19 protein-coding genes and 1 pseudogene are annotated in these 23963 nt (G+C 59.8%); 5 read left to right on the top strand and 15 right to left on the bottom strand.

Annotation, left to right across the window (positions count from 1 at the left end):
- Positions 1-85: 85 nt before the first annotated feature.
- Genes ACNHKD_RS09790 through ACNHKD_RS09770 form a run of 5 tightly spaced genes read right to left on the bottom strand, consistent with a single transcriptional unit; the run spans position 86 to position 4267 of the window.
- The gene (locus ACNHKD_RS09790; RefSeq protein ID WP_442753297.1) at positions 86-694 is read right to left on the bottom strand and encodes a 3'-5' exonuclease; all 609 of its coding nucleotides are present in this window, start codon (positions 692-694) and stop codon (positions 86-88) included.
- On the bottom strand, positions 637-1803 hold the full coding sequence (locus ACNHKD_RS09785) for a hypothetical protein (protein WP_442753296.1): 1167 nt from the start codon (positions 1801-1803) through the stop codon (positions 637-639). Before ACNHKD_RS09785 ends, ACNHKD_RS09790 begins: the two co-directional genes overlap by 58 nt.
- On the bottom strand, positions 1803-2699 hold the full coding sequence (locus ACNHKD_RS09780; protein WP_442753295.1) for an AAA family ATPase: 897 nt from the start codon (positions 2697-2699) through the stop codon (positions 1803-1805). The genes ACNHKD_RS09785 and ACNHKD_RS09780 overlap by 1 nt, the downstream gene beginning before the upstream one ends.
- Positions 2696-3196: an HORMA-1 domain-containing protein gene (locus ACNHKD_RS09775; protein ID WP_442753294.1), complete on the bottom strand. Its 501-nt coding sequence runs from the start codon at positions 3194-3196 to the stop codon at positions 2696-2698. The genes ACNHKD_RS09780 and ACNHKD_RS09775 overlap by 4 nt, the downstream gene beginning before the upstream one ends.
- Before the next feature lie 48 nt (positions 3197-3244).
- Positions 3245-4267 carry a CBASS oligonucleotide cyclase gene (locus ACNHKD_RS09770; protein WP_442753293.1) on the bottom strand — a complete coding sequence of 341 codons (1023 nt, stop codon included), beginning with the start codon at positions 4265-4267 and terminating at the stop codon, positions 3245-3247.
- A gap of 92 nt (positions 4268-4359) precedes the next feature.
- Here ACNHKD_RS09770 and ACNHKD_RS09765 point away from each other — a divergent pair, with 92 nt between their 5' ends.
- Both ACNHKD_RS09765 and ACNHKD_RS09760 read left to right on the top strand, forming a co-directional pair.
- Positions 4360-5424 carry a helix-turn-helix domain-containing protein gene (locus ACNHKD_RS09765; RefSeq protein WP_442753292.1) on the top strand — a complete coding sequence of 355 codons (1065 nt, stop codon included), beginning with the start codon at positions 4360-4362 and terminating at the stop codon, positions 5422-5424.
- A 5-nt stretch (positions 5425-5429) separates the two neighbouring features.
- Complete coding sequence (locus tag ACNHKD_RS09760; protein ID WP_442753291.1) at positions 5430-5921, top strand: hypothetical protein; 492 nt, start codon at positions 5430-5432, stop codon at positions 5919-5921.
- A gap of 763 nt (positions 5922-6684) precedes the next feature.
- Here ACNHKD_RS09760 and ACNHKD_RS09755 read toward each other — a convergent pair.
- The 5 genes and pseudogenes from ACNHKD_RS09755 to ACNHKD_RS09735 all read right to left on the bottom strand — a co-directional run.
- A pseudogene (locus ACNHKD_RS09755) lies at positions 6685-6816 on the bottom strand (plasmid stabilization protein); the annotation flags it as partial.
- Positions 6817-6839: 23 nt separating this feature from the next.
- Positions 6840-7823 (bottom strand): hypothetical protein, encoded by a 984-nt coding sequence (locus ACNHKD_RS09750; protein WP_442753290.1) that lies wholly within the window; start codon positions 7821-7823, stop codon positions 6840-6842.
- On the bottom strand, positions 7820-9181 hold the full coding sequence (locus ACNHKD_RS09745; protein WP_442753289.1) for a hypothetical protein: 1362 nt from the start codon (positions 9179-9181) through the stop codon (positions 7820-7822). The genes ACNHKD_RS09750 and ACNHKD_RS09745 overlap by 4 nt, the downstream gene beginning before the upstream one ends.
- Complete coding sequence (locus ACNHKD_RS09740; protein ID WP_442753288.1) at positions 9087-9572, bottom strand: hypothetical protein; 486 nt, start codon at positions 9570-9572, stop codon at positions 9087-9089. Before ACNHKD_RS09740 ends, ACNHKD_RS09745 begins: the two co-directional genes overlap by 95 nt.
- Positions 9573-9634: 62 nt before the next feature.
- On the bottom strand, positions 9635-11740 hold the full coding sequence (locus ACNHKD_RS09735) for a helix-turn-helix domain-containing protein (protein ID WP_442753287.1): 2106 nt from the start codon (positions 11738-11740) through the stop codon (positions 9635-9637).
- 279 nt (positions 11741-12019) lie between these two features.
- Here ACNHKD_RS09735 and ACNHKD_RS09730 point away from each other — a divergent pair, with 279 nt between their 5' ends.
- The 3 genes from ACNHKD_RS09730 to ACNHKD_RS09720 are packed head-to-tail and all read left to right on the top strand — an operon-like array spanning position 12020 to position 14421.
- Positions 12020-13138 carry a Fic family protein gene (locus tag ACNHKD_RS09730; protein WP_442753286.1) on the top strand — a complete coding sequence of 373 codons (1119 nt, stop codon included), beginning with the start codon at positions 12020-12022 and terminating at the stop codon, positions 13136-13138.
- Between the two features lie 6 nt (positions 13139-13144).
- Entirely contained in the window at positions 13145-13579 is a 435-nt protein-coding gene (locus tag ACNHKD_RS09725; protein WP_442753285.1) for a restriction endonuclease, read from the top strand.
- A complete protein-coding gene (locus ACNHKD_RS09720; protein ID WP_442753284.1) occupies positions 13576-14421 on the top strand; it encodes a hypothetical protein in 846 nt (281 codons plus the stop codon). The genes ACNHKD_RS09725 and ACNHKD_RS09720 overlap by 4 nt, the downstream gene beginning before the upstream one ends.
- Positions 14422-14531: 110 nt before the next feature.
- Here the strand turns inward: ACNHKD_RS09720 and ACNHKD_RS09715 are convergent, their stop codons facing one another.
- The 5 genes from ACNHKD_RS09715 to ACNHKD_RS09695 all read right to left on the bottom strand — a co-directional run bounded on the left by ACNHKD_RS09715 (position 14532) and on the right by ACNHKD_RS09695 (position 23940).
- A complete protein-coding gene (locus ACNHKD_RS09715; protein WP_442753283.1) occupies positions 14532-15572 on the bottom strand; it encodes a Wadjet anti-phage system protein JetD domain-containing protein in 1041 nt (346 codons plus the stop codon).
- Positions 15562-19908 (bottom strand): hypothetical protein, encoded by a 4347-nt coding sequence (locus ACNHKD_RS09710; protein ID WP_442753282.1) that lies wholly within the window; start codon positions 19906-19908, stop codon positions 15562-15564. Before ACNHKD_RS09710 ends, ACNHKD_RS09715 begins: the two co-directional genes overlap by 11 nt.
- Positions 19901-20626 (bottom strand): hypothetical protein, encoded by a 726-nt coding sequence (locus tag ACNHKD_RS09705; RefSeq protein WP_442753281.1) that lies wholly within the window; start codon positions 20624-20626, stop codon positions 19901-19903. The genes ACNHKD_RS09710 and ACNHKD_RS09705 overlap by 8 nt, the downstream gene beginning before the upstream one ends.
- A complete protein-coding gene (locus ACNHKD_RS09700) occupies positions 20613-22064 on the bottom strand; it encodes a hypothetical protein (protein ID WP_442753280.1) in 1452 nt (483 codons plus the stop codon). Before ACNHKD_RS09700 ends, ACNHKD_RS09705 begins: the two co-directional genes overlap by 14 nt.
- Positions 22065-22311: 247 nt before the next feature.
- Positions 22312-23940: a hypothetical protein gene (locus ACNHKD_RS09695; protein ID WP_442753279.1), complete on the bottom strand. Its 1629-nt coding sequence runs from the start codon at positions 23938-23940 to the stop codon at positions 22312-22314.
- Positions 23941-23963 lie beyond the last annotated feature (23 nt).

Genomic DNA, 23963 nt, shown 5'->3' with positions numbered 1-23963 from the left:
TGCAAAGACAGGTCGCGCCGATTGGAAAAGGCAGATTTCCCGAACTGGATCATTGTGCGTATGGCTTTGAGTCTCCGGCTGTGCTTTAGAATTTCTTCATGAGCTTGGCTTGGATCAGGCTGAACAACTCGGCCTGATACTGCGCATCGTGCAGGGCCTGATGATCGCCTTTCAATCGAGGCGACAGGCGCTCCGCCATTTTGCTTGATCGCGTATCGGCCCAATCGCACCCCGTCGCGCCCATGAATAGCGCCTTGATGTCCAAGGCCGTGAAGCCGAATGGATTGTCGCCCGTGAAGCGATGGAAATAATAGTTCACGAATGACCAATCGAACGGTGCGTTGAGCCCGACGAAGACGACAGAGCCGTCTTTCCCAACGAGCGCGTCGAGCCACTGCGTGAAGGCCCGCATCGCCTCCGCCGGTTCGAGGCCATTCTTGGCGAGCTCATCCAGCGACAAGCCGGAAACCTCCAGGGCTTTCGGATCGGCATTGCGATTGATCGGCTTCAATTCGCACGAGAAAGTCTTTGCCGGATCGTCGACGACGCAGGCGCCGATCGACAGCAGGCTGTACTCGCCGGGGATCGGCCCCGCGGTTTCAACGTCGACTGAGACAAAGACTTCGGTTTTACGGCTCATGAGATCAAAGGCTCCGCCGGCACGAGCGAGGGTCGCGTGCGGATCGCCTGCCAATGTTCGCGGAAGGCGCGCCGGCGATCCTCGGCCGCGCCGCTGTTCTTCCAGTGCAGGCCAGAGAGCGTGGTGATGTCAAACGGCAAGTTCGACCCTTCGCGCGCCGTCACCATGGTCGGCAATCCGCGTCCCAGAGCATATCCCAGCTCGAGGAAACAGTTCGGTCGTCCGCCGGTGATGTCGGCGATCACGACGCTGCTGCGGTGCAACTTGGCGAAGATTTCCTGATCGATACGGGCATGGTCGTAAGCTTGCCGACCGTCGATGACGACAAGCCGGTAGCCAAGTTCGTTCTCGATCACCGGCTGCACGACGGTATCGAAAAAGTCCTGCACATCGGCATAGTCCGGCAGCGCCGGATTCAGCAACCGCACCGCGAAGGCCTTGGGTCTTTCCAGGGACTCGAGCAGGTCGACGAGGACCGCGACGCGTTCGGGGATCGACTGGCGCGGCGGAAATCGGATCTTGTTGAGCCAGTCATGGGCGTCGCCGTCATCGGCAATCTGGAACAGGCGGCGGGTTTGGCTGCTAGTCAGTCCGAAACTGTAGAGCCGGCGGGCGCCCGTCGTTTCCGGCGACACGGTAAGATTGAGGGGAACGATCGGCTTTCCGGCATCGTGGTAGAGATTTGCGAGATAGAGGACCCCTTCCGTGCCGCCGAGCGCGACAAGAATATCGGCGAAGCGGGCCTGGGCTTCCATGCGCTTGCTGGCCATGTTCCAGTGCGCAGCGTTCTCGATCTTGACCATTGGCGAGCTGCGCAGTTCGTCCCACAGGTCGGCATACTCGGCCGGGACTTGATCTTCGCTCTTGTGATGCTGCACGGCGACCGCGAGCGGGCCCGGGACATTCGCCGGGCGTGACGCGAGGCTCTCCCTGAGCGTCTTCCAGATCAGCCAGTCGAAGCAGATCGGAAGGCCGTCGGACTTGCGCAGAGGTTCAGCATCGACGGGGACGACGAAATTCGCACCGCGACGGACCAATTCCTTGACCAGAGCGACAACGAGCTCGCGGGCCTGGTTGACGTCGGCGGTCGAGGCGACGGCAAGGTCTTCGACGATGCTGCCGGCAATGTGGATGCGCCGGCCGAACAACGGGGAGCGCGCCATCAGCGATCCTCCATCACCGGCGACGCGGTGATCCCCGCGGCGGCGAGCTTGAGGTGATCGAAACGCAGTGGCCCGCTCGGGAAGGCCTTTGCCAGCGCGGCCGGATAGAGTCTCGTCCTGATATCCGAATAGGTCCAGGAGGGCTTGCCTGCCCGCGCTCCGGTGGCCTCGACGAGCTGCGATAACTGAATGGGCGTCAGGGACAGGCCGGCCAGATCCATCGTTAGCAATTGGCGACGCTCGTCGTCCGTCGGGCGGCGGAATTCCTCGATGATGGCGGCGCGGCGGCGCAAGGCAGGATCCAGGACCGACAGTCGGTTGGTGCACAGGATCACCACGATCCGGCCGCCGTACTGGCGCAGGTCATCGACGCCCTGAATAAGCGTGTTCACCGCCACCTTGTCTTCGTGGTGGCTGTGCTCCTGGGCGCGCGAGGCGCCAAGGCTATCGCCTTCATCGATGATCAGGACCGCGCGTCGGTGCTTGCCGGCCGATTGAATGACCTTCTTGAAGGCTTCCGCGATCAATGTCCCCATCTCGCCGACCATGCCGCTGCCGCGGACGCGGTTGCTCAACTTGAACAGGATCGAATCTTCACTTCTGGCCTCGACCACCAGCTTGTTGGCGATGCATTCCGCTGTTGCGGTCTTACCGGTGCCGACATCGCCGTGAAAAATCACCAGCGGATACTGCTCGGCGACGAGATCGCAGATCGGAAGGCTTTTGCCGTGATTTTTCTGGCTCCAGCCCGCCAGCTCGCGGACATTCAGCAGCAGACGAAGCTGCTCGTGGACCCGCGCATATCGTGTATCGAACCCAAGAAGGGTCTTCTCGCGCTTGGCCAGCGTATCGCTGGGCAGCGGCGTCTCGCTGTCGAAGATGCTGGGTTGACTCACGAGGCCCAATCCTTGCGCTGCATGCCATAGGCGTTGCTGACATAGTTGCGGCCGCCGGACGATGAGAGAGCGGTATGGCTCGTATCGTCATGGCAGGTCACCCAGCCGATCTTGAGCTTGCCTTTCGTGGCTTCGCGGGCCGCGCTGGTGTAGTCATCGGTGTAGCTCAGCACGATGCGAAGCTTGGCCCCTGCGACCTTCGGCCAGAGGACGCCGCCGGGCCGGCTCGTGGACAGCGAGCCAGCGTCGGTATCGACCTCGAACCTGACGGCCTTGATCTCGACGCCGTTGCTGATCAGCGTGACGTCGACCCATTTGAGGTAGCCGGCCTTGGCCAGAACCTCGACGTCATGGGCGTAGTTGCGGGCTTCCTCCGGCGTCCAGCAGCCGGTGCTGTCTGCGATCATCACGAGATCGGCGTTGACGCGCCGAACGACGTTCTCGATGTCGACATAGGTGTAGGTCGCGCTCGCGCTTCTGACCTGGGTCATGCTCATCTTCAGTCCTCCGTCTTGAACCGAGGGCCGAAGATCTCCTTCCAGACCTCATTGTCGTTCTCGGCCGATGCAAAAATTGGCCGTCTCCCAGGCCTCCTGGGCCGCGGCGACGATCTGTTTCCGCTCGTCCTCGGAAATTCGGCTGGTCACGTTGTTGAGGCTGTAGACCGGATCGAGAATGACCACCGGATCGGAGAACGTCGTGAACGGCGCGACATTCTCGGGAAACTTGATCTCTTCCTTCAACTGCGACTGCGCGACGTAGAGGAGGAAATTGCGGAAGCGCTGTTCGATGCTTCCACCGTTGCCCTGCTTGGCGAGGACGTGCGCCATGATCAGCTCGATGGCGAAGGACTTCAGCGGCTTCAGTTCCGCCTGGTTGCGCCACTTCTTGGCCATGCGCACCAAGGTGCGGAAGTCGGCATCCTGATCCTTGCGATCGCGGACGAACTTGATCTGGCAGGGCGCGCAGGTCTGCGTCTTCGTGCCGTCGTGAATGTCGAACTGCCAGCCATAGCCGGCGCGGTTCTCGTCTTCGATGACCGGCACTATATCGACGCTGAGGCCCGTGCCCACGAAGGTGACGGTCGCCGCCTTGCGCTGGATCTCGAAATCCTCGACCGACTTGTTCGGATACTGCTTGATCAGCAGCGCGTAGATCGTGTCGTTCAGGCTATCCAGCGTCTCCTTGCTGGCGTCGCGGCCGGAAATATAAAAAACGACATCGACATCGACCGGATCGACAGCGGTCTTCCGCAGAATCGTGTATTTGGCGAAGGAGCCGGCCTTCACGACCTTGGTGATCTTGATCTCGGTCTTGTCGCGAACGGTCTTGCGGAGTTCATCGATCAGGCGATCGACCTGCTCGTGGTACTCTTTGCGCTTGTCGGCAGGCAGGCGCAGCACGTTGCTGTCGTAGTACCGCAGTTGCGTATTGTTCAACATCGCTGCTCGATTCCTCCTGGTCGGTTTCGCCCTCGCCGGTGGCTGGCCCAAAAGCGCGCCACGGCGGAACTTGTCCGACCCAGACCGGTTTACAAAACCGAGGAAATGGAGCGGAATATTGGCCATGTAGGCTCAATTTTCCGCGTTTCAAGGGTTTCTGGTTTACAATTTTATGCCTATATCGTACCCTTGTAAACTGAAGGCGCAAGGAGGCCCACATGATCGGACACAAGCTTAAGGTCGCGCGATCGGCCTCGGGCCTATCGCTACGTGGCCTCGCCGACGCCATGGACGGCATCGTATCGGCGCAAGCCATTGGAAAATATGAGAGAAACGAGGATATGCCGAGCTCGCGGGTGCTGATCGCCTTGGCGGCAGCGCTCCACGTGACGGAGGATTACCTGCTCAGCGAGGACGAACTTGCCCTTGAGGGCGTCGAGTTCCGCAAGAAGGCGGGCACGTCATCCCGGGAGGAAGCCGCCCTCGAAGCCCGCGCGATTCACATGCTCGAGCGCTATCTCGCGATCGAGGATCTGCTTCAGATGCGCAGCATCGATTGGGAGCAGCCGCGCAGCGCACCGCATCCGGTGGCCGATGTCCGCGACGCCGAGGATGCGGCTCGCTCTGTCCGCGAGGACTGGGGCCTGGGAAACGATCCCATCCCGCAGCTGGCCGAGCTCCTGGAGGAGCGCGGGATCAAGATCCTGTCGCTCGACCTCGACGACATTGACGGGCTTGCCGCCAAGGTGCGGCGCAAGGACCGCAGCGCCGCGCGTGTCATCGTCATCAAACAAAGTACGTGGTCGGAGCGGAAGCGCTTCAACCTCGCCCATGAGCTCGGCCATATGGTGCTGGCCCCCTCCCCCGGTGTCGACGAGGAAAAGGCAGCGCATCGTTTTGCCGGCGCCTTCCTGATGCCAGCCGACGTCCTTCGCGCCGAAGTCGGGGTTAATCGCTCGTCGATCAGTCTTGGGGAGCTCGTTGCGCTCAAGGAGCGTTTTGGCGTCAGCATTCAGGCCATCGCCTATCGCTGCAAGGATCTTGGCATTATTAGCCAGTCCGCGTTTGGCCGACTGTTCAAGATCTTCTCTGAACGCGGATGGAGAACGGCGCCATATGAAGAGCCCGGTCGGATGAAACCTGAACTTGAGGAGCCGAAGCGATTCGAAAGGCTGTGTTATCGTGCGCTGGCCGAACAGGTCATCGGTGAAGCGCGGGCCGCTGAATTGCTCGGAATTTCGGTTCGCGAATTGGATGCTCGTCTGGACCAAGTTGCGGCTTAAGCACATTGCCGATCCTCGTCTCCGACACCTCGGTTTTGATTGATCTCGAGCGAGGCGACTTGCTTGAGGATCTGTTTCGTCTCCCCTTTGAGTTTGCGGTCCCCGACCTGCTCTTCGTTCGAGAGCTAGCCGGGGACCTTGGCGATCGCCTCACTGCGCTGGGCCTGCGGGTCGAAGAGCTGTCGCCGGCAGAATTGACACGCGCGACGACAGTCCGGCGGCAACGCGCTCATCTCTCCACGCCGGACACGTTCGCATTCGCCATCGCAGAGGCCCGCCAATGGACGCTTCTGACCGGCGACGGAGGGCTTCGCGAGTTGGCCACCTCCGTGGGGCTTGAAATGCACGGCGTGCTATGGATCTTCGATCAGCTCGCCGACGGCAACCACCTCGGATTCGATCGGCTGCACGCGGCGCTGACAACGATCTCGGCGCATCCCAGATGCCGGCTTCCTGCAACGGAAGTCCGACGCCGGCTTAATAGGTTCAGAACATGAGCGGCGGCAACCGCATGGTTCCGACGCGAGAAGCAGGCGATGCCTTCTACTGTACGTCTGCACCTTTATGGCAGATTGGTCTTGCGGAGACGCCAGCCTGTTGACAGCGCGGTAGCGTCGGAGTTCGCGAACATAGTCGCTCGCGGGCAGCGACACAATTTGTCCAGCGTTTGAGATCAATCGGAGTCAATCGAGGAGCGAACTACGCCATAGTACTCTATAGTATCCTAGGTTATCCGGCGAAACGCTACCGTCGCGCCCACTCGATTCTCTCAACGAATCGTAATGCGCTGATTTATAAGCGCAAAATAATTCTTCTGACGGTCAAAGCCCGACCTTCAAGCCGTCAAAATTTTTCGCTTATGATTTCAAAGGAAAATTCGCGCGCTTCGAATTCAACGACGTTTCAGCGTCTATCGACAACGATCGGTCGATTTTTTGCTTCGTCGATCACGCAACGCGATCTGCGCCAGGATCAAAAAAGACCGTCATCGCTTGTAGCACATCAATCACTGTCGACAAAACGAGCGCAGTGCCGGTTCACGCATACATCGAAAGCATCCGAAGCCGCGCAAGCACGGCCTTGCTGACAGAGGCGTGGATCGCATTAGGAAATCGAAGCAGCAACTCCGCACCGTCCGCGACGGCTACGATTTCTTCAAATTGCGCTTTCAATCGCTAGCTTCGAAAACTCCGCTGCCTCTGCCGTCTCGATGAAGTGCCGCCTTTGAATCCCCTCAACTCTGTGGTGATTGGTGGCGCCTCCCTTCGCTTCGCGCACCGCCTCGAGGATCCGACTCTTGGTGACGACCGCCGAGATAGCTGTCGGTCGTCGGTCGCCAGCGGCTTCGATCATGTCGAGTCCGACGGCGCGCGCCAGGCGCCTGCTACGGATAAAGTCCGAGTGCCGCCATTGCCTCAAGTTCGCTGATGCAATGATTTGTAAAACTGCCGCGGCGCGCCTGGGCTCGGCCCGAACGTGAAGCACTCACAATATTTATCGATCGACTGCATAACGCCCAGCAGGGATGGGCCTGAGAAGCTAAGCGTTTGACCTGTGCCCCAATGGCTGAGAAAATTTCCGACGATGGTCGCCACATTGGCGTTCAGGCCGGCGACCTGAGCCGCATCAAGCACGAGAGAGTTGGCAGCCTGATGCAATTTCACCGCCGCTTCAATCGCCTGCAAGAACTCGTGCGCCAATTGTTTATTGTCATTGAACGCAACGTCGACAGGCACCGGGATGCGCAGCCGGAGGATCAGGTCACTGAGCCGGTACTCAAGATACTGGCGAACTCCTTCTTTGGCGAAATCTACCTGGCCCGCTTGCAGCATCGAGATGGTCTGATCACGCACCTTGTTGACAGCGCCTGCCTGCGGCAGGACGGAAAGCTGCGGAACGCCCTCCAGCCTCTGATGCCACCAAGTTCCTGTGTTGCTGTGTTTGTTGAACAGCTTCTCAAGCATGGTGTCATGGCTAAGCAAGATGACTTGCAGACCGCTAGCGTTGGCCGGTCGGGCAAATGTCGTTCTCAGCAGCTCCACCAAGAAATTCTGATGGCCTGCGTCGAAGCTTGACGTCACGTCGTCAAGCACGATGAACTTCGGCAGCCCTCCATAGAGGGACGCGGCCGCGAGATAGAGAGCAATCGCAAACGCGTTGCGGAAGCTCTCCGAAAGCAACGCCTGCGGCGAAAGGTTCTGCAAGCCGTGGAAGTCTGCAAGCGCGATTTGGAGATCTTCGCTGTTCGCGCGCTTCGTCACCGTCGGAACGACGCCAAAGAATGAGAGCTTGTCGAAATACGCCCTGAAGACCGGCTCAACAGCGGTCAACCGTGCCTTGCTAAGAGCTCCTTCTGCGGCGCCGAAGCAATCGGAGGCGGAATCAAGGAAGCGCTTCACCCGCGTGACCAGAGCCTCCCGCGCCTGCTCCAGCCCTGCTGCTTTTCCGCCTCGGCAAGCTTGCGCCAGTTGGCCTGAAGACGGCGCGCAGCCTCGACCTTTCGTGTGACTTCGACGGAGGACGGAGGCAGCTCCTTCTCAAGAGCGGCCTGTTCGGCAGCCAGGCTTTGCTCTCTCTGATCGGCGCGCGAGCGCAGCGCTTTCAGCCACTCCAGCAACGTTTCCGCGTCCTGCGAAGCGAGCTCTCCTTTCTCCGCACGCTGCCGATGCTTCGCAATCAGACGATTGCCGGCGGTTTGCTCAAGCTTCAACTCCAGCCCGTCAAGGTCGGACCATCCGGCTTCACCCCACTCCTTCGCGATCGCCGTGCCGGCTTGCTCCAATGTGTCGAACTGGGAAAGCTTGGAGGCTATGTGCGCTTTCAGATCGTGCGACCCTTTGTGGCCGCAAAGCGGACACAGCGTCGCGTCGCTCCATTCCGGCAAACCAAGCGCCTTTTGCCCGGCCTGGAACAAGGTCAACATGACGTCGCCAGCCGTTTCCGCGAGCGCCTGGTCCCGCGTTGTCGCGAGGCCGACGAGCGCCGCCGCCCGCTCGGGTTTCGGGGCCTCGACGTTGAGCTTCTTCAGATCCGCCCGCTCTCGAATGCACTCACTCAGGCGATCCCGCTTGGGACCGCCCTCGGCCGCCTTCACCGCTTCTATGCAGGCATTGAGGTCGATGTCCTGAAAGACCTTATTCTCGCAGAGCGGCTTCAAGGGCCCGATCTGTTCCAGAGCATGGTGGCACTTAGCTTGCGCGTCGGCGATGCTCTGCGTGGCCAAAGGCTGCCCTGCCAATACCGCATAATCCGCTGCGAACGCCGCGCGCGCATCTGCCGCCGCCTTCTCTTCCCGGCCGCGAAGTTGTGCATGTTCCGCTACCGCGAAATGGTTGTTGAAGGCCCGTGTGTTCGCAATCGCCGCAAGCGATTGGCGCATGGCGCTGTATTGCGTAAGGCCAAGGAGCCCTGAGAAGGTGCGGCCCCGGTCCAGGGGCTTCGCCGAAATGAAGCCTTGAAACGCATGCCCGTCCAGAAGGACGAACTCGCGGTTTAGCGATTGCAAAATGCCCTCGGCATCTACTGGCGGAACAGATGACACCGTGCGATTGCCTTGCGCATCCCGCTTGACCGTAATGGCTACTTGCTGAGCGCCCGGCTCGCTGATCAGCTTGAGGGTGATCGTTGCCGTTCCCGACGTGTTAAATTTGTTAAGATAGTAGTCAGCGCCGCGCTCGCTCGCCGGCAGGTCTTCGAGCCACGGCACCGCGCCGCAGATCACATATCGGACCGCATCGTAGACAGAGCTCTTGCCCACGCCGTTTACGGCCGAGATGCTGTTGACCTTGTCGACATGATTTTAGCTCAAGCGGCTTGCCTTGATTGTTGATCCCGCGAAACCCTTCGATCGAGAGTCCTTCGAGCAGCCAGCCGGTCGTAGACGCCGAGCCTGCGGGTGCAGCCTGCCCGCCTCCGGGGCCGGAAGGCGTATTCGCGCTTTGCGGCTGAGATGGGTTTTCGGCAGCAGCGAGCAAACCGCTCAGAACAGCCGGCTGACTGTATGTGCCTTGCGACAACGATGTGAAATGGGATTTCAGTTCGCCGGCAAGCGCCGCGTCCTCTTGCGCCATATGGGCGAAAAAGGCTGCGGCATTCGCATCAAACGCACCATGCTCGGTAAACTCAAAATTACTGTTGCTCGGGGACATTTTCCCTTCCCTGAATTATTTTGTTGTAGTCCACGTTCCGTCATTCGGCATTCGGAGCCTCGTCAGTCTTCCTCGCTGAAGGCCGATGCGTCCTTCAGTGGCTCGATGATGATCTGCTCCCATATCGCGGCGACCTGCCCTTCGACCTTCTGTGCGGTCGTCATGGCGCCGGTATCGGACTCAAACTGCTCCTGGAATATTCCAGACACGTCGACACGATAACCGGCACCGCCGCCATACCGCTTCTCGCACCTGTCCCACATCTCCGTCGCCGATCCGAGATAGGGCGTGAATAGATTGCGCCCGGCGAGCGCAACCCGAGTCAAGAAGTCCTTATGCCATTCCTCGACATCGTCCTTCAGGTTCTCGAGAAATTGGGCCACGTCGCTTAGATGGGCAAAGTCGTCTTTCAGGCCTTCGATCGCCTCGTCGATGCGCACGAACGTGTCCTTCGTGCGCAGATTGACGTCGATGCGTACGCCCTGCCCCAGGATATGAGCGACCGGAAAGTTCTCCCAGTTACCCTTGCGATTCACCGACGCAGCGATGGAATTCTGGTGTGTCTTCTTGGCTTCCGCGACGAGGTTGAGATGCGCCGGTCGCACCACGTTCGGCAATGTCCGGAAACGCTCCGCTGCCTTCGCTATAGTGTCTGCGATTGTGCGGCGCGCCTCCCGCGTCTTTGCGACATCGGCGTTCGTGACCAGATTCTCTACGGCCGCCACGTGACGCGTGATCCGCTCGACCTTCGCAGTACGGATTGCTTCGATGCGCGATGTCAGCCAATGCCACACGTCCTCCGGTGCGTCCGCGCCGACCTGAAAGAAATTGATCGGGATGCTCGGTAATCCGTCCGTCGCGAACTGCTGTTCGATCTGGGCCTCGCGAACAGTGTATCCCTCCGCCACATCGGCTGGAGTGTCGCCAGCATCATTGACGATCTTCAGGGCCTCGTCATTTCGCGGCAGCACCAGAAGACACAGCCGCTCGGATGCAAGAGCGTCGGAACCGGCGTCGATCGTTTCGCGGATGATCGAAAGTGGAACACCACCGGGCGCATCCGAGAACTTACAGCATAGGACGGTGACCGTCCTTGGGTCCTCGATCTGCGCCATCAAGTCGGGGCGTTGCGTGGTGCCTTCAACCCCCTTGGTATCAATAACACTGATAAGGAAGGGCGTCTCCCGCAAGGCTTCGAGCGGCAGCAGCACCGTGATGCGATGAGGGACCGAAAATTTCGCATGCTGACCGTAGTTGATCTTGCTGATGTTTGACGACAGCCATTCCATGCTGCCTTCGGTGTCCCGCGACAGGATCATTTGCGTCTCGGTGCGGGTTTCCAGCTTCATCCGCGCCATGACCTCGCCGATGACGGCGTCCACGTCGTCGAATTTGTCGATCAGATTCTTGAGGTGATCGACCGTGCTCGGCTTCTCTGACGGCTTTTTCCCGCGGACAATCACGCGGCGAAGATCAGCCATGCTGCGGATAACGCGTTCCAGCTCGCTCGGGAGCCCGCTCTTGCCGAACTTCAATCCACTGACGAGGTCGGTGACCAGCCGCCTGATCTGATCCTCAGTCAGGCAGTCGACCGCAATCCCAAATGCGGGCGCGATCTTGATGGCGACCTCGCAGACAGTCGTTCGGCCGCTGCCCGTCGGAAAGATGCTCTTTGGTTCCTCTTCCTTGTTGCGGGTTACAAGATTCGTGACGAACGAAAGCGCAGTCGTTTTGCCGACGCCGATTTCGCCGATGAAGGCGATGCCGTGCTCTTTGTGCCGGATGAAGTCGACTTCCGAAATGATCCGATTGCGCAGCTTGGTCAGAGGGTCCTGCAGGATCGGTTCAAACTGATCGCCCTTCTCGAATGTTTCGAGCGTTTGCAGCGCACGCTCTGCATCCCACAGGACGGACCTGTCAGGGTGCAGAAAATCCGGACGTTCGATATGCCGCCACTGGTCGGAGAAGAACGCGACGATCTCGTTGGCGAAATCCGATTTCAGCGCCCTGAGGTAGCGCTCGGCCATCTTGCCGTCCGCCTGCTCTGACGCTTCTAGCCGTGAGACAACGCTCGCGTTGACGCCGAGCTCAACAGCCAAGCCGGTCTGGTTCACGCCGGCCTTCTCCCGGGCAAGACGCAGGAGATGGGTTGGGATCTGGACATTCATGCGGACGCTCCCAAGTTGGTGAGGCGAATTAATGGTTAATATTTGCCACGCGTCAAATCATTTTTGCAGAAAAATATGATCTATATTCTTCATTTTTGACAGACATAATGCCAAGCTCAATGACAGAATTTCGTTTTGGCTCCATTGTTGCGCGGGTCTCGCGACCCTCGGCCGAGAGACTGCGGTGAATACGCCCCCTATTCACCGCACATTATGCGGTGAATATCCTTTCCCCTGCGGCGAATATGAGCCATAATCGCCGCAAGAGGTGCGGAGATTATGGCTAAGTACTATCACCAAGGACTGGAATGGCCAAAATTCGCTTGGAATTCCAACGCTCTCGCCGAACAGCTGGCCGCCGTCCGGCATCGCCAGGGGCGGCTGATTGGGCGCATGGAGGGCCTCGGCTTCCCGCTCCGCGACGAGGCAATCCTCCAGACGCTGACGCAGGATGTCCTCAAGTCCAGTGAGATCGAGGGAGAAATCCTCGACGCCGACCAGGTTCGATCTTCCATCGCGCGGCGGCTCGGCATGGATATCGGTGCACTGACGCCGTCAGACCGCGACGTCGAAGGCGTCGTGGAAATGATGCTCGACGCCACGCAGAATTTCGACAAGCCCCTTACAGCCGAGCGCTTATTCGGATGGCATGCATCGCTGTTTCCGACCGGCTACAGCGGCATGCACAAAATCACCGTCGGGGCATGGCGAACGGATAAATCCGGACCAATGCAGGTCGTCTCGGGGCGAGTCGGCAAGGAGCGCGTGCACTACGAGGCTCCTGAAGCAGGCCGCCTCGACCAAGAAATGAAGGCGTTTCTCGAATGGTACAACGCGGATAGCGACATCGACCCGGTACTCAAAGCCGCGCTTGCGCATCTTTGGTTCGTGACCATCCATCCTTTCGACGACGGCAATGGACGTATCGCGCGCGCGATCGCCGACATGTCGCTCGCCCGTTCGGAGAAGAGCTCGCAGCGCTTCTACAGCATGTCTTCGCAAATCCGCAAAGAGCGGAACGCGTACTACGACACGCTGGAGGCGACGCAGAAGCAGGATAATGGCGACGTCACGCCGTGGCTGCAATGGTTTCTCGGTTGTCTCGATCGTGCATTCGAGGGTGCTGAAGAAACGCTCGCCACGGTGCTGAAGAAGGCGAAATTCTGGGAAGCACATTCGACCGGCGACTTCAACGAACGTCAGCGCGACATGATCAACCGCCTGTTCGACGGCTTCTATAGCAGCTTGAACACGTCGAAATGGGCGAAGATCGAAAAATGCTCTGCCGACACGGCGCTGCGCGATATCACCGACCTCGTCGAGCGTAGAATCCTGAAGAAAGACACCGGCGGCGGCCGTAGCACGACCTATTCGCTCGCTGAGACCGGCGAAGCATGAGGCGCCATGGCCGATGACAACCTCAAGGAATGGGTCTTGCCCGCTTCAATTCCGTTCTCGGAATTGAAGGGCAAGGACCTTGAGGAATGCCTGTATTGGCTCATGGATGCGATGGGCGCCAAGGATCTTGAGTGGCGCACCGGCGGCAGCGGCGGCGGCGCTGCCGACGGCGGCCGAGACCTTGAAGCGCATTTCTACACGCCGTCGGCCGCCGACGATAATATCGAGCCCCAGATATGGTGGATTGAATGCAAGGGCAGGACCGGCACAGTCGATGCCAACGAGGTCAAGAACGCCGTCGTCAACGCTCAGGCCAAAGACAAACTCGATTGCATCGTCGTCACAACGAATACTCAATTCTCCAATCCCACGATCGATTGGGTGAAGGAGTGGCACCGGTCGTCAGGTTGTGGGACGGCGCTCATCTGGAACGGCTGTTGAGTCGGCATCCGGAAGCCGTGCTGCGCCTGTTTTCCCAGGCGCTCAGCCTTCAAGGCCGATTTCAAGCTATGGAGTCGCGCTTCTGGAACAAGATGGAGTTCGTCACCGAGCGCACCCTCTCCGATCTCTGGAAAAACTGCGACGACATCGAACTATCGGCAATGGGCATTTTCGCGGCGACGGTCAATGAATTCGCCAATGGCGACGTTACCCGCCGGCCGTGGGGCGCAATTCTTGATGCACGCTCCCTTCTTGAGGTCCTGCAAATCGGACTCGTGAACGTCTCTTACTTGTTGATGCGGGGCTCGAAGGCCGACGTCGATCAAACACCGATGACCAGGGCTTTCGCATATCTCATTCTATGCGCGATTGATGTCTTGCCTGCCGAAAACGTAGCCCGGCTAATCGACGACTCGATCTACCGCGGCAAGAAGGATGAAATGCCAGAACACGTGCGCGTATTCCTTCTGATGCCGATCGCAGATCGACTGCTCTCGGAGATGCAGGATATTTGCAGCTCTGACTGTAGAAGACTGATGGCGCTGGATCGTCAGACCCTGACAGAAGACAAGGATGAGCTTGAAAGCTATTGGCTGCGGCTGGAATCCACGGAAGTTGAAGACGAGACCGATGAAGGGCCCAAGCGCCACCCACGCATCGAACGGCTCGACGCGCCCTGTGTTGTCGGATTTCCGGTCGACAAGGACCACGGATGTCCGCTGTTCGCACTCCAGCCGACGACAAACAACGTTGAAGAACTTCTTGCGACCATCAAACGGGTTGCAGCCTTCCGAAAAGCTCAGGCCGCGCAAAAACGCGCAGGCGCGGCTACCAAGCAATGATCGCGGTTGATGACCTCGCCGTTGCCAGCTACGCCACGATGGGCATTTAGGCTCCGATCAGCCGGCTGATTGTGGCGGCCCCGATCGGTCTGCCGCACGAGCAATGCCCGTCAAAAATGAATGTCGCCGACTGCAAGCGCGCGCGTACCCAAGGATTCTTGAGGAATACGGTGCCCTTCCGCGAAGAGAGCTTCGACGGGATCGCGCAAGTGTTCCGGAAGCCATGCGAGGTCGGCTGCTGTTGCCTTTTCAGTGCGCTGTAGACTTGTTCGCGTACCACGGTCGAGAAGCCACGCGTAGAGCGCGGCAGCAGGTTGAAGCGCCAGGCTGCCACGAAGCGCACGGCGCTCCGCTGCCCGGCTCGCAATACGCAGCCCCGCAGGGTCGAGATCGCCAAAGTAGAAAAGCCCTTCGGCCTGAAAACGACTGATCAACTCGTCGATAAACATCTCATCGTAGGCCAGACTCTTGCCGTGACCGCCGCCGGCATAGGCAACGGCGGCGTAGCGTCCCACACTGCGGTTCCAGGCGGAAAACGAGGCCCATGTGTCGTTGTTCTCGATAATGAGGATCGGCTGACCGCGCGCAGCTGCGGATCCCGCCTCGAATGGCAAAGGAATGGGGCATATACGGCAACCAAGTGAACTGAGACTGACTTGCCCGAAGAGATTGGTTGTACCGCCGCGTAGTTGATCGAGCCGCTTTTCGTCGCCGAAAATCTCCAACGAACGTTCCTTGATCGGCACGATGAGGCTCAAATCGGGATCACTTTTGAGCCATTCGTTGATGCGCTTGACCGATTCCAGCCGCAACCGGTTGCGCTCTCCTGCGGCAAAACTAAGCAGTGGATGCCAAGCATAGCCGGCAATAATGACGGGCGGACGCGTCTGTCGTTGCCCGGCGAGCATGACGAATCCCGGCAGGGCCGCGCCGCCGGCGCGGTCCCAGCTTCGTCTTTGCTTCGGAAGCAGTATCTCACCCGTGTCCGCAGCATTGAGTAGCGCCTCAGCCAAACGGGTGCGCCGATCCGGTTGCTCCGCAAGTTCGGGGCATGCCGAGGCAAATTCCCGGCGCAGGATGTCTAGCGGAATACGCCTTCGCCCCGTTTTCTTGAGAGCGCGCACAAGGCGACGCGCGGCCTCAGGCGGCACGTTCGCCTCCTTTCAGGAGATAGTCACCGGAGCGCACGCGGATGTATTTCGGCTGTCCGTCCAAAAGGACGCGCTCACCCTGCACCAAGCGCGTAATCGCCGGGAACATGTTGAGGACGTGCTTGTCCTCGCTACAAGTCGTCACGAATAGCTGAATGTCCAGCAGATCCGCCATCGTCTTCTGCAGGACAATGTGTTCCATCATGTTGGACATGCCGTATGTATTGTCGAGCATCAAGAAGCCGCCAGAGGCCGCGTTCTTTCCGTCCGTACGCTCATCCATCGCCAGTTTCTGGATCACCGTATAGAGCATCATCGCGACCGTTACGCCCTCACCGCCCGATAGGCCCATACGGTCCACACGCATATATGGCTGGATCGCATCACGCTTGGGCTTGAGGATTTCGATTTCGAGCGCGCGACCGGCGTGGACGCGGTTCAGCAACTCAGCAGCCAGAACGGCACCATCTGAGGGAACACGCCCGGTCTGCACTTGTTCGTCCAACCAGATAGAGAGCTGGTTGCGTACCATCTCGACTGGCACGTCACGCAGGCGCCGCTTGATTTTCAGAATGCGTTCGCCGCCGTAGAAGGCGATGTGGTCGGGAATTTTCGAACAGCGAGCGGCGCGCAGCAGGAGATCATCGGCGTGAATGACATGGAGCCGAAGCTGTTCGAGACACGCATTTTGATCCCGCATCTGATTTTCTATTTCGCTGCGAACAATTCCGATGCGCTCCGCAATACGCGCTTGAAGCGTCTCACGCTCGGCTCCGGCCGACCGATGGGAATAACGGCGTAGGTGATCGGCCACCTGAGGTTCAAGGCGGCGGAAGTTTTCGCCTTCGATCAACTGGCGAATTTGCTCGAAACTTGCTTCGGCCTCTTCGTCCAGCCGGCTGATTGTGGCGCGCGCCTCCCCGATCCGAGCGATAACCTGATCGAGCGCAGGCTCAAGCTCATCATGATCCAGGCTTAGGTCAGGCAATTCGTCCCGACTCGCTTCAGGGAGGTGCCCTTCGGCCCGCTTGGCGAGTGCCTGGACGCCGTTCAGTTTGCCCTTGATGTCAGCATGGCGCGTGCGCAAACCCGAATGCTCACGTTCCATGTTGCGAATTTCGATTTCGAGCGCCTCCGCCTGTTGCTCACGCAGCGCAGCTTCATTGGCGCAAAGTTCGGCTGACGCTTGCGCGAATTCCGGAACCGGAATGGGTTTTAGACCACTCTTCTTTTCAGCACGCTCGATCTTCCCGCTGACAGGACCGAGCGCCGATTGCGCCGACGTTAACGTCGCGTCCGCCTGGACGACGGCCGCGCGGCATTCCTGCTCATTCTGATCCGCCTCCTTGATCGCACGCGCAAGATCGGCGACAGCGCTAAACGGCTCCAGATCGGCGGGCTCCAATCCCTGGCTGGCCTGCGCGTATTCCTGATCAAGTTTGAAAATGCTCTCTTTCACTGCCGAGAGCTGGAGCGAAACCGTCGCCTGTTGCGCGTCCCGCTTACTGGCGAGGGCATGTTCAGCCGTTTTGTATTGGCTGCGCAGATCGTCAAACGTACCCGTTCGATCGGCGGTCGCACCGTCTGTCTCCGGATAGTGCACCTTGTCGGATCGGCGTGCGTTTGCATCGGCGCGAAGCGCTACCGCACGGCCCCCGTAATCGGTCGCCGCCGCGCGTGCTTTCACGGCTGCGGCGCGAGATTTCAGTGCCGCATCCTGTTGTTGCTGCTGTTCAGCGGTTGCCACCGGAATGCGCGCGGACATTTCAGAGATATCGACATACCGGCGTAAGAACTGATCGACGGCCTGTTTCGCCATTTTCAGCCGGCTGATTGCATCGGCAAGCTCATGCAGACGGCCGCGGAATTGCGCGCGCTCCTGCGCAATCGCCTTTTGCCGGACAATGGCATCCTTGACCTGCTGATCCGCGCGCTCCTTGTCGGACTTAAACTGCTCGCAGCGGCGCAATATGTCGTCAGGACGGTCATCGCGGTAGTTCTTGTGAAGCTCGCGGAGTTGATCGACGAGCGTGCCAATCGCCTCAATCTGTGCCACACAGGACGCAAGCTCCGCTTCCTTGGCTGACAAAGCATCTGCAAGCCGCGACTTTTCTTCCGCAGCCGCCTGTTTATTAACGCGCGCGGCGCTGAAGGGACCAAAGACGATTCCCGTTTCCGTGGCAGACGTGGCTGTGGTCTGCAGCGTCGCCTCGGAGACGACCACCGGGCCCTTGAGCTTCAGACGGCTATCACTTGCGAGCGTCGACAGGCGCTTGCGGTCGAGGCGAGCGACGAACACGCCGCCAAAGCGGGCCGGATCATCGCGCAACAGCGCCAACGCCTCGTCGGCATCCGGCTTGAACTGCGCCAGATAGTGTTCTGCCGGCTGCGCATCGGCAATACCGGCCTCCTTAAGGGCTCCGGCGACCACAGCGACATCGGCCGGCACGGACGATACGCCTTCAGCATCGAGGAAACTGAGCTCACCTGCGATCGCCTCGCGCTCGGTCGCAAGCTTGCGGTGCATTTCTTCGGATAACGTCCGCGCGGCGCGCGCACGCTCCGGCAAATCCAGTCGATACGGGTCTTTGGATTCGCCAGCCAGTATTGCGGCAAGTGCCTCGCTGCTAAGAATGTCCTGCTCCAGGGCCCGGCCGGCCTCGCCGAGCTTCGCGAGACGCGCAGCCTCCTCTGCGCAGCGGCGCGAGTCCGCAAGTGCCGCAGTGCGGACGCCTTCGAGATCGCGCGCTTCCTTTTCTCGCTGCTCGTCTTGCAATTCTGTATCGGCGACGGCATCGCCTTGAACCTTCAACTCGCTATCGATGCGCGCCAATGCCGCAGCAGGACTTTCTGCCGCGCGAATGGCACCCTGCCGCTCAAGCTCCTTGCGCTCGCGGTCATGCTCCGCCACCCGCGCTGCGAGGCGTTCGACTTCGGCCTTCAGCTCCTGTGCGCGGCCGCTCGCCGCACGATCCTCCTCGGCGTGCGATTCAGCCAGCTGATTTGCCTCACGGGAGCGCTGTTCGTAGATATCGGCATCGCGCTCGGCTTCGGCAGCGAGCTGATCCAGCAAGGCATGAAGATTCGCTCCGGCGCGTGCAAGGAGCGCGCGGTCAGGAGCAAGATCCCGATCGATACGGTCCAACTCCGCCTCGAAGGCTTCCCGCTGTCCTTGCGCCGACGATAATTTGCGACCGATATCTGTGGCGCGCGCCGACTGGAGTCTACGACTTGCGGTCGCTGAACTGTCTTTTGCCCTTTCCACTGCCGCCTTGGCATCGCTAAATCGCCGGTCGGCAGCCGCCTTTTCCAGAAAGAGAACCTCCCCTTGGAGTTTGCGCTCACGGGCGCGAGCGTCTTCAACACTCTGCCCTTTGATAGCCAATTCGCCGCCGACGATGTCCCATTCCACTTCCAGTTTGGTCTGATCGATCTTGAAGCGCGAGAACAGACGGCCCAGCCGCTTGAAGTCGTCGGCACGTTCGGCTTCGGCGGTTTCCAGAGCCCCGGCGGCGGAAATGAACGGCGTGAAGCCGTCTGCAAGCTGCGTGAGAACCTTAAGCTGGTCCTTTCGCTGCGGCAGGCCGCGGATTTTCGCAAGTCCCGTCTCCAATGCCTGCACAACACTGTCAGCGGCATCCGCCGGAATCATGAAAGCGAAGATCTTTTCGAGGAACTGCTGCTCGGACTTGAAATCAAGAAATGCCGCGCCGATGCCGCCCTCTGTGCCGCAGAAACGACGTTGCACTTCGATTACTTTCAGTTCCACCCCGAGTTCGGAGGTCAAATGCTTGCGCCACGCAGTGAGCGAGTCGGTGGAGAAGAATGTCGGCTTGCTGCGCATGTCGCGTGCCCAACGTGTGAAGTCATCGAGCGAGCGCAATGGCGCATCACCCGACAGTCCGCGGAAAGGCAACGTATCCAATGAGGTGTCAGCGTCGGCCTGGAATGCGAAGAAACGCCGGTGTCCCGGTTCTCCGTCATCCCCCTTGGAAGCGGGCGTGAGCCAAAATATCTGGCCGATGACATGACGCACCGGTTTGTTGTTCACGCCGGGTTTGACCAGCTCGAGCGCGACCACGCCAAGCCGTCCCGGCATGAAATAATGCTCAATCCTGTGTTGGCGGTTGATCTCCGTGCGTAGAAACTTGCGACGATCCGGCTCGAAAATACTAAACAGGAGCGCGAGGATGGTGGTTTTTCCAACGCCGTTGGGCGCGTGAATAACGTGATGCAGTGCCGAACCGGCGGCATCTGTCGGCTTAATCAGAAGCTCCTCAAACACTCCATCGACATAACCGCAGGCGTCAAGATATGCGCGACTGATCTTAAGCATGAGCCGCCTCCATCGCCGCGCTGGCGCCACGGGCCACATCGAGAAGCGGTACGGCCGCATGCTCTGCAAGCATCATCCGAAAGCGCGGCGTGGCGACGTAAAGATGATTTCCGTCTTGCCGCTCATCGACCGCGACGAAGCCCGTTTCGAACAGATGATTGAGGACTAGTCCGACAAGCCCATGCAGGTGGCTGCGTGCCGTCCGTCGCGCATCCTCGACGATCTCGGGTAACGCCCGGATATATTGCCAACCCTTGCGCCAGCGTGCGGCTGCCGCATCGCCCGTGCGATCCTGCGATTCCAACGCCTGACATAGCTTGGTCAGACGATCTCTGATCTCCGATAACGTCGCGCTAGGCGACATAATCTCATCGCTGTCGAGCGCGTCTTGTGCCGGATAAAAGGTCGCGCACGCAGCCACCAACACGAGCGCCACAACCGCAGCGTCGTCATTGGAGACGTTCCGGCGGAAGCGTGAAATCGTATAGGCGAAGACGGACTCCATTTCCGTGCCCAGCACAATGCCAGTGCGCGCGCTCACACCGACCACTCGCAGCTTCAGACCTTCGGCGACGGAAGCGACAATGGCCTTGAAGCCTCCATCATCCATCCAACGACGGACCAGATCGCGGTATTCTGGATGTGCTTCGGGCAGCGCACGTGGATGCAAGCCCCACTCGACCAGCCTTGAGGCGTCTTTCACGTCATTGGGAAGCATGGACTCCTCCGCCCGCTGCGCGCGAGAATCTAACATCGGTGCCCTCAACGAACCCCGCATCGAAACGCGTGCTCAAAATCGACGCACCGCCGGCAACGTCTGTCGTGCGCGGATCGATTGCCTGCTCCAGGATAAGAAAAAGACAGCGCTGAAAAGCTGCATCATCAGGGCGATCTAACGCCGCCCGCGACAAAATCTCACCGAGCGTGATGGCTCCCGTCGCGAGAACGGTTGCGCGTGCAAATTGCTCAGCCCGCGCGATGGTTGCCTCGTCGAATGGCAATTCCAGCCCCGCTGTGGGATCATCGAATTCAATAGTCGGGTCGAAGATACCCGCCTCTTCAATGTCCGGTTCGAATGCTGCGACCGCGGCTGCGATGTCGAGGACAAGCGGCGGCAGCGTCCCGGAGATCGCACCGAAAACACCGGATGCATTCTCAATCAAGAAGTTAGCTGGAGCCCGCAACAACGGATCGAGAATCTCGTTTTCGAGATCGGGCAATCGCGCCAAGGGCCGCAGCTTGAGGGTGTCAGCTTGCAGGTGCAAATATTCTTCGGCCGTCTTCTGCACCACAACGATCAGCTTGCGATGACGCGTTTGCACATCGAGCAGCAGCGTGCGGATACGCGAGAAGTGGCGGCGGTCCGTCTCGTCCGTCACGTCAGCCGCCATGTCACTCAGTTGGGCGAGCATGGCGCCCTCGCGCATGATGGACGCATCCAGCAGACTGCGTGCCTCCTCCATTTTCGGGCCAAGCTCCTCATGCCACATCACCTTGAGGATGGCGCGGCGTGCTTCCGCCATCAGCAACCGGATCGCTTCGGCAAGACGAATGCTGTTGGTTCTCGTTCGCTCGGCCGCAGACACCGCATGATCGTAGAGTCCTCGCTTGAGAAACTCTCCAACGATGATCTCGCTGACCTGCGTCGCAGTCAGTGGATCATGCGCCAGCAAGCTGAGGTGGATTTCAATCGCTTCCTGGGTCAGCCGGTAACCCACGGTCCCGTCCGGGAGCGGCTCAGCCCGCAGCAATGCGAATTCGAAAAAGACCCCTTCAGGCTGATCTGGATCGAATAGACGGACCTTGAAGCGCGCGCGGCGGTCGCGAGCGTTGGTCAAGCCGTCGAACACATTCTCTGCCAGCGCGGTGGCATCTGGGTCCGAGAGATTTCGCGACTGAAGCCGTGCCAAATCCGCAAGATATTCAATCAGCTCTGCGCGGCCCGCAGTGCCGCCGGCGCCCATCCGATCGATCAGCAATTCGATGGCGGCAAGGGCCAGATAGCGCATGTCCACGCGCTCCGCCGCCCTGGCGGAGACGTGCAGCATTCCTTTATTGTCTTCAGCCCGCTGCAAGGGCGCAATCAAGGACAGCGCCCGCAGATGGCTGGTCAGGCGCGGCGCAGCATCGGCGGACATGAAACGCTGGTCGGACATAGACGCAATCGATTTGTCTGTGGATTGCCCCTGCAGGCATTACGGAGTGCAACTTTTGATGCGCTTTCCCCCGGCGAGCACACACCAAGATTGAGGCGGGGTCCACCCGCACCAAATCAGGCGTTCTGGCTTGTCCCCAGAACCCAAAGTATGGAACAGTTAGAGAACAAATGCAACCGGAAGGCCGCGGCCGCGGCGGGCGTTCCCCTCGGACTGCGCAATGCGTCGCTTCTCCGCAGGTGGGAGTTCAGCCCCTCAGGCGATCCGCAAAACGCTTGAGATCAACCCGATCCTCATCCATCAGAAAAAAGCCGCGAGCCGGATAATCGTTGTTCCCGCCGGCGAGTACGCGCCGGTCGTCAATCTGCGAGACCATATAGGCGAAGGCCGGATTGAAGCGTCTAAGCGACCAACCTGTCGCTACATGCAATTCTTCGACACCAACCGTGTTGCTCCTGGCAAGCGCCAAGTCCACGATCGTAACCACATCCGATGCCGGGTCGGTCTTTACCGCATGCGGATCGAAAGTGATGAACAGCTCAGCGGCGACGCGTATCCGTGGAATGCGTTTCGAGATCACGGCGGTCGTCCGCAGATAACCGTCCTTCGCAAGCTCGGCCACGGCGAACGCCAATTCGTCCATGCTCGAGTCTGGAAAGGCCTTCGTCAGCTCCTCTTCGGTGATGAAATCATCAAGACCTTTTTCTGATCGTTCCGCCGCCCATAGTGCAATGCGTACGGCCATCTTGCCCAACTTGCCGACCATCAGCGTCGCCGGCTCCTTCCCTGGAGGCGCGATGATCGGCTTTACAGGCACCGCATCGCGGCTCGGAGGCAGCCCGCCATTCCCTAGCCATGCATCGATGTAGTCAACCGTCATTTTGCAAATGTCCGCGAACTGAAGAATGTCCTCGCCAACCAAGGGCACCGTTTCGCCAAGGCGCGCATCAGCCGCGTGCTCGGCGAACATGGCATCGGCAATCCCCAGATTATGCCCAATGACATGGCGCTTTTGGATATTCAGCGTGAGCACCGCAAGCGCATCGGCGCTCAGGCTTCCGAACGGATCGAAGCCGAATTCGACGAAGCGCTTCCGGCCCCGCTCGATGTTCTGGAAGGCGTTTGCGACTGGCTTCGCCTCGGGCGCGTCTGCGGGCCGCGTCGTGAGCTTGTAGAGATAGACGGCTTTCAGGGTCGCCTCGAATGCGGTCAGGACATCCTCGTGCGCATTGCCGAGCAGCCGGTAAGCAAGCTCCCCCTGCTCTGCACCCAGCTTGCCGGCCATCTCCACCTGCTCCCGCACGAGCAGCGCCTCGCGGGCAAAATGCAGATGGATGTTCGGCGCGCCGCAATCCGGGCAGAACAGCGAGATCGCAAAGACCCCGTAATCGCGCCCGCATTCGTCGCATACCAACTCGCGCAGCAAATCGCGCCGCGCGAAACGGGGCCGGGGCTTCGGATGCGGCTTCGGACCCGGCTTGATCTTGACGAACTTATTCCCCGCGAATTTGCGCCCAAGATCGGCGAACATGCCATGAAAGGCTTCAGCGATGTCGGCCGCAGCCGCGTGCGCGACCACCTCCTGCGCCGCCGCGACGTCATCCGGATGGGTGAAGGCCTCGTCTTCATCCAATACGCCGCTATACGGACAGATTGTGCCAGGCGTTCCCGGCATATGGGACATACGCACGCTCATGGTTTCGGGCAGAGCGAAGCCTGCCACCCGGTCGCCAAGCAGGAAAAGTCGTGGATGCGCGTTTTCGTTCGGGGAGTACCGATAGACCCGGCCGTCCGGCGTTTTCGGCAGGGGAATTCCAAGCTGCATGTCGCTGCCGACTCCGCCGATCCTGTAACTCTCCAGATTCTTAAGGCGCATGGGCTAACATCCGCTTGGTCATT

It is taken from the genome of Methylocystis sp. JAN1 (genome assembly GCF_052186135.1).
Classification (GTDB): Bacteria; Pseudomonadota; Alphaproteobacteria; order Rhizobiales; family Beijerinckiaceae; genus Methylocystis.
The sequence above is the reverse complement of the archived record's forward strand: the minus strand, read 5'-3'. Positions and strand labels throughout refer to the sequence as shown.

What these genes read in the sequence shown, in the direction of transcription:
- ACNHKD_RS09785 (WP_442753296.1), bottom strand. Translation starts at nt 1,803, where the DNA reads ATGGCGCGCTCCCCGTTGTTCGGCCGGCGCATCCACATTGCCGGCAGC.
- ACNHKD_RS09775 (WP_442753294.1), bottom strand. Translation starts at nt 3,196, where the DNA reads ATGAGCATGACCCAGGTCAGAAGCGCGAGCGCGACCTACACCTATGTC.
- ACNHKD_RS09770 (WP_442753293.1), bottom strand. Translation starts at nt 4,267, where the DNA reads ATGGCCAATATTCCGCTCCATTTCCTCGGTTTTGTAAACCGGTCTGGG.
- ACNHKD_RS09765 (WP_442753292.1), top strand. Translation starts at nt 4,360, where the DNA reads ATGATCGGACACAAGCTTAAGGTCGCGCGATCGGCCTCGGGCCTATCG.
- ACNHKD_RS09740 (WP_442753288.1), bottom strand. Translation starts at nt 9,572, where the DNA reads ATGTCCCCGAGCAACAGTAATTTTGAGTTTACCGAGCATGGTGCGTTT.
- ACNHKD_RS09735 (WP_442753287.1), bottom strand. Translation starts at nt 11,740, where the DNA reads ATGAATGTCCAGATCCCAACCCATCTCCTGCGTCTTGCCCGGGAGAAG.
- ACNHKD_RS09730 (WP_442753286.1), top strand. Translation starts at nt 12,020, where the DNA reads ATGGCTAAGTACTATCACCAAGGACTGGAATGGCCAAAATTCGCTTGG.
- ACNHKD_RS09725 (WP_442753285.1), top strand. Translation starts at nt 13,145, where the DNA reads ATGGCCGATGACAACCTCAAGGAATGGGTCTTGCCCGCTTCAATTCCG.
- ACNHKD_RS09710 (WP_442753282.1), bottom strand. Translation starts at nt 19,908, where the DNA reads ATGCTTAAGATCAGTCGCGCATATCTTGACGCCTGCGGTTATGTCGAT.
- ACNHKD_RS09705 (WP_442753281.1), bottom strand. Translation starts at nt 20,626, where the DNA reads ATGCTTCCCAATGACGTGAAAGACGCCTCAAGGCTGGTCGAGTGGGGC.
- ACNHKD_RS09700 (WP_442753280.1), bottom strand. Translation starts at nt 22,064, where the DNA reads ATGTCCGACCAGCGTTTCATGTCCGCCGATGCTGCGCCGCGCCTGACC.
- ACNHKD_RS09695 (WP_442753279.1), bottom strand. Translation starts at nt 23,940, where the DNA reads ATGCGCCTTAAGAATCTGGAGAGTTACAGGATCGGCGGAGTCGGCAGC.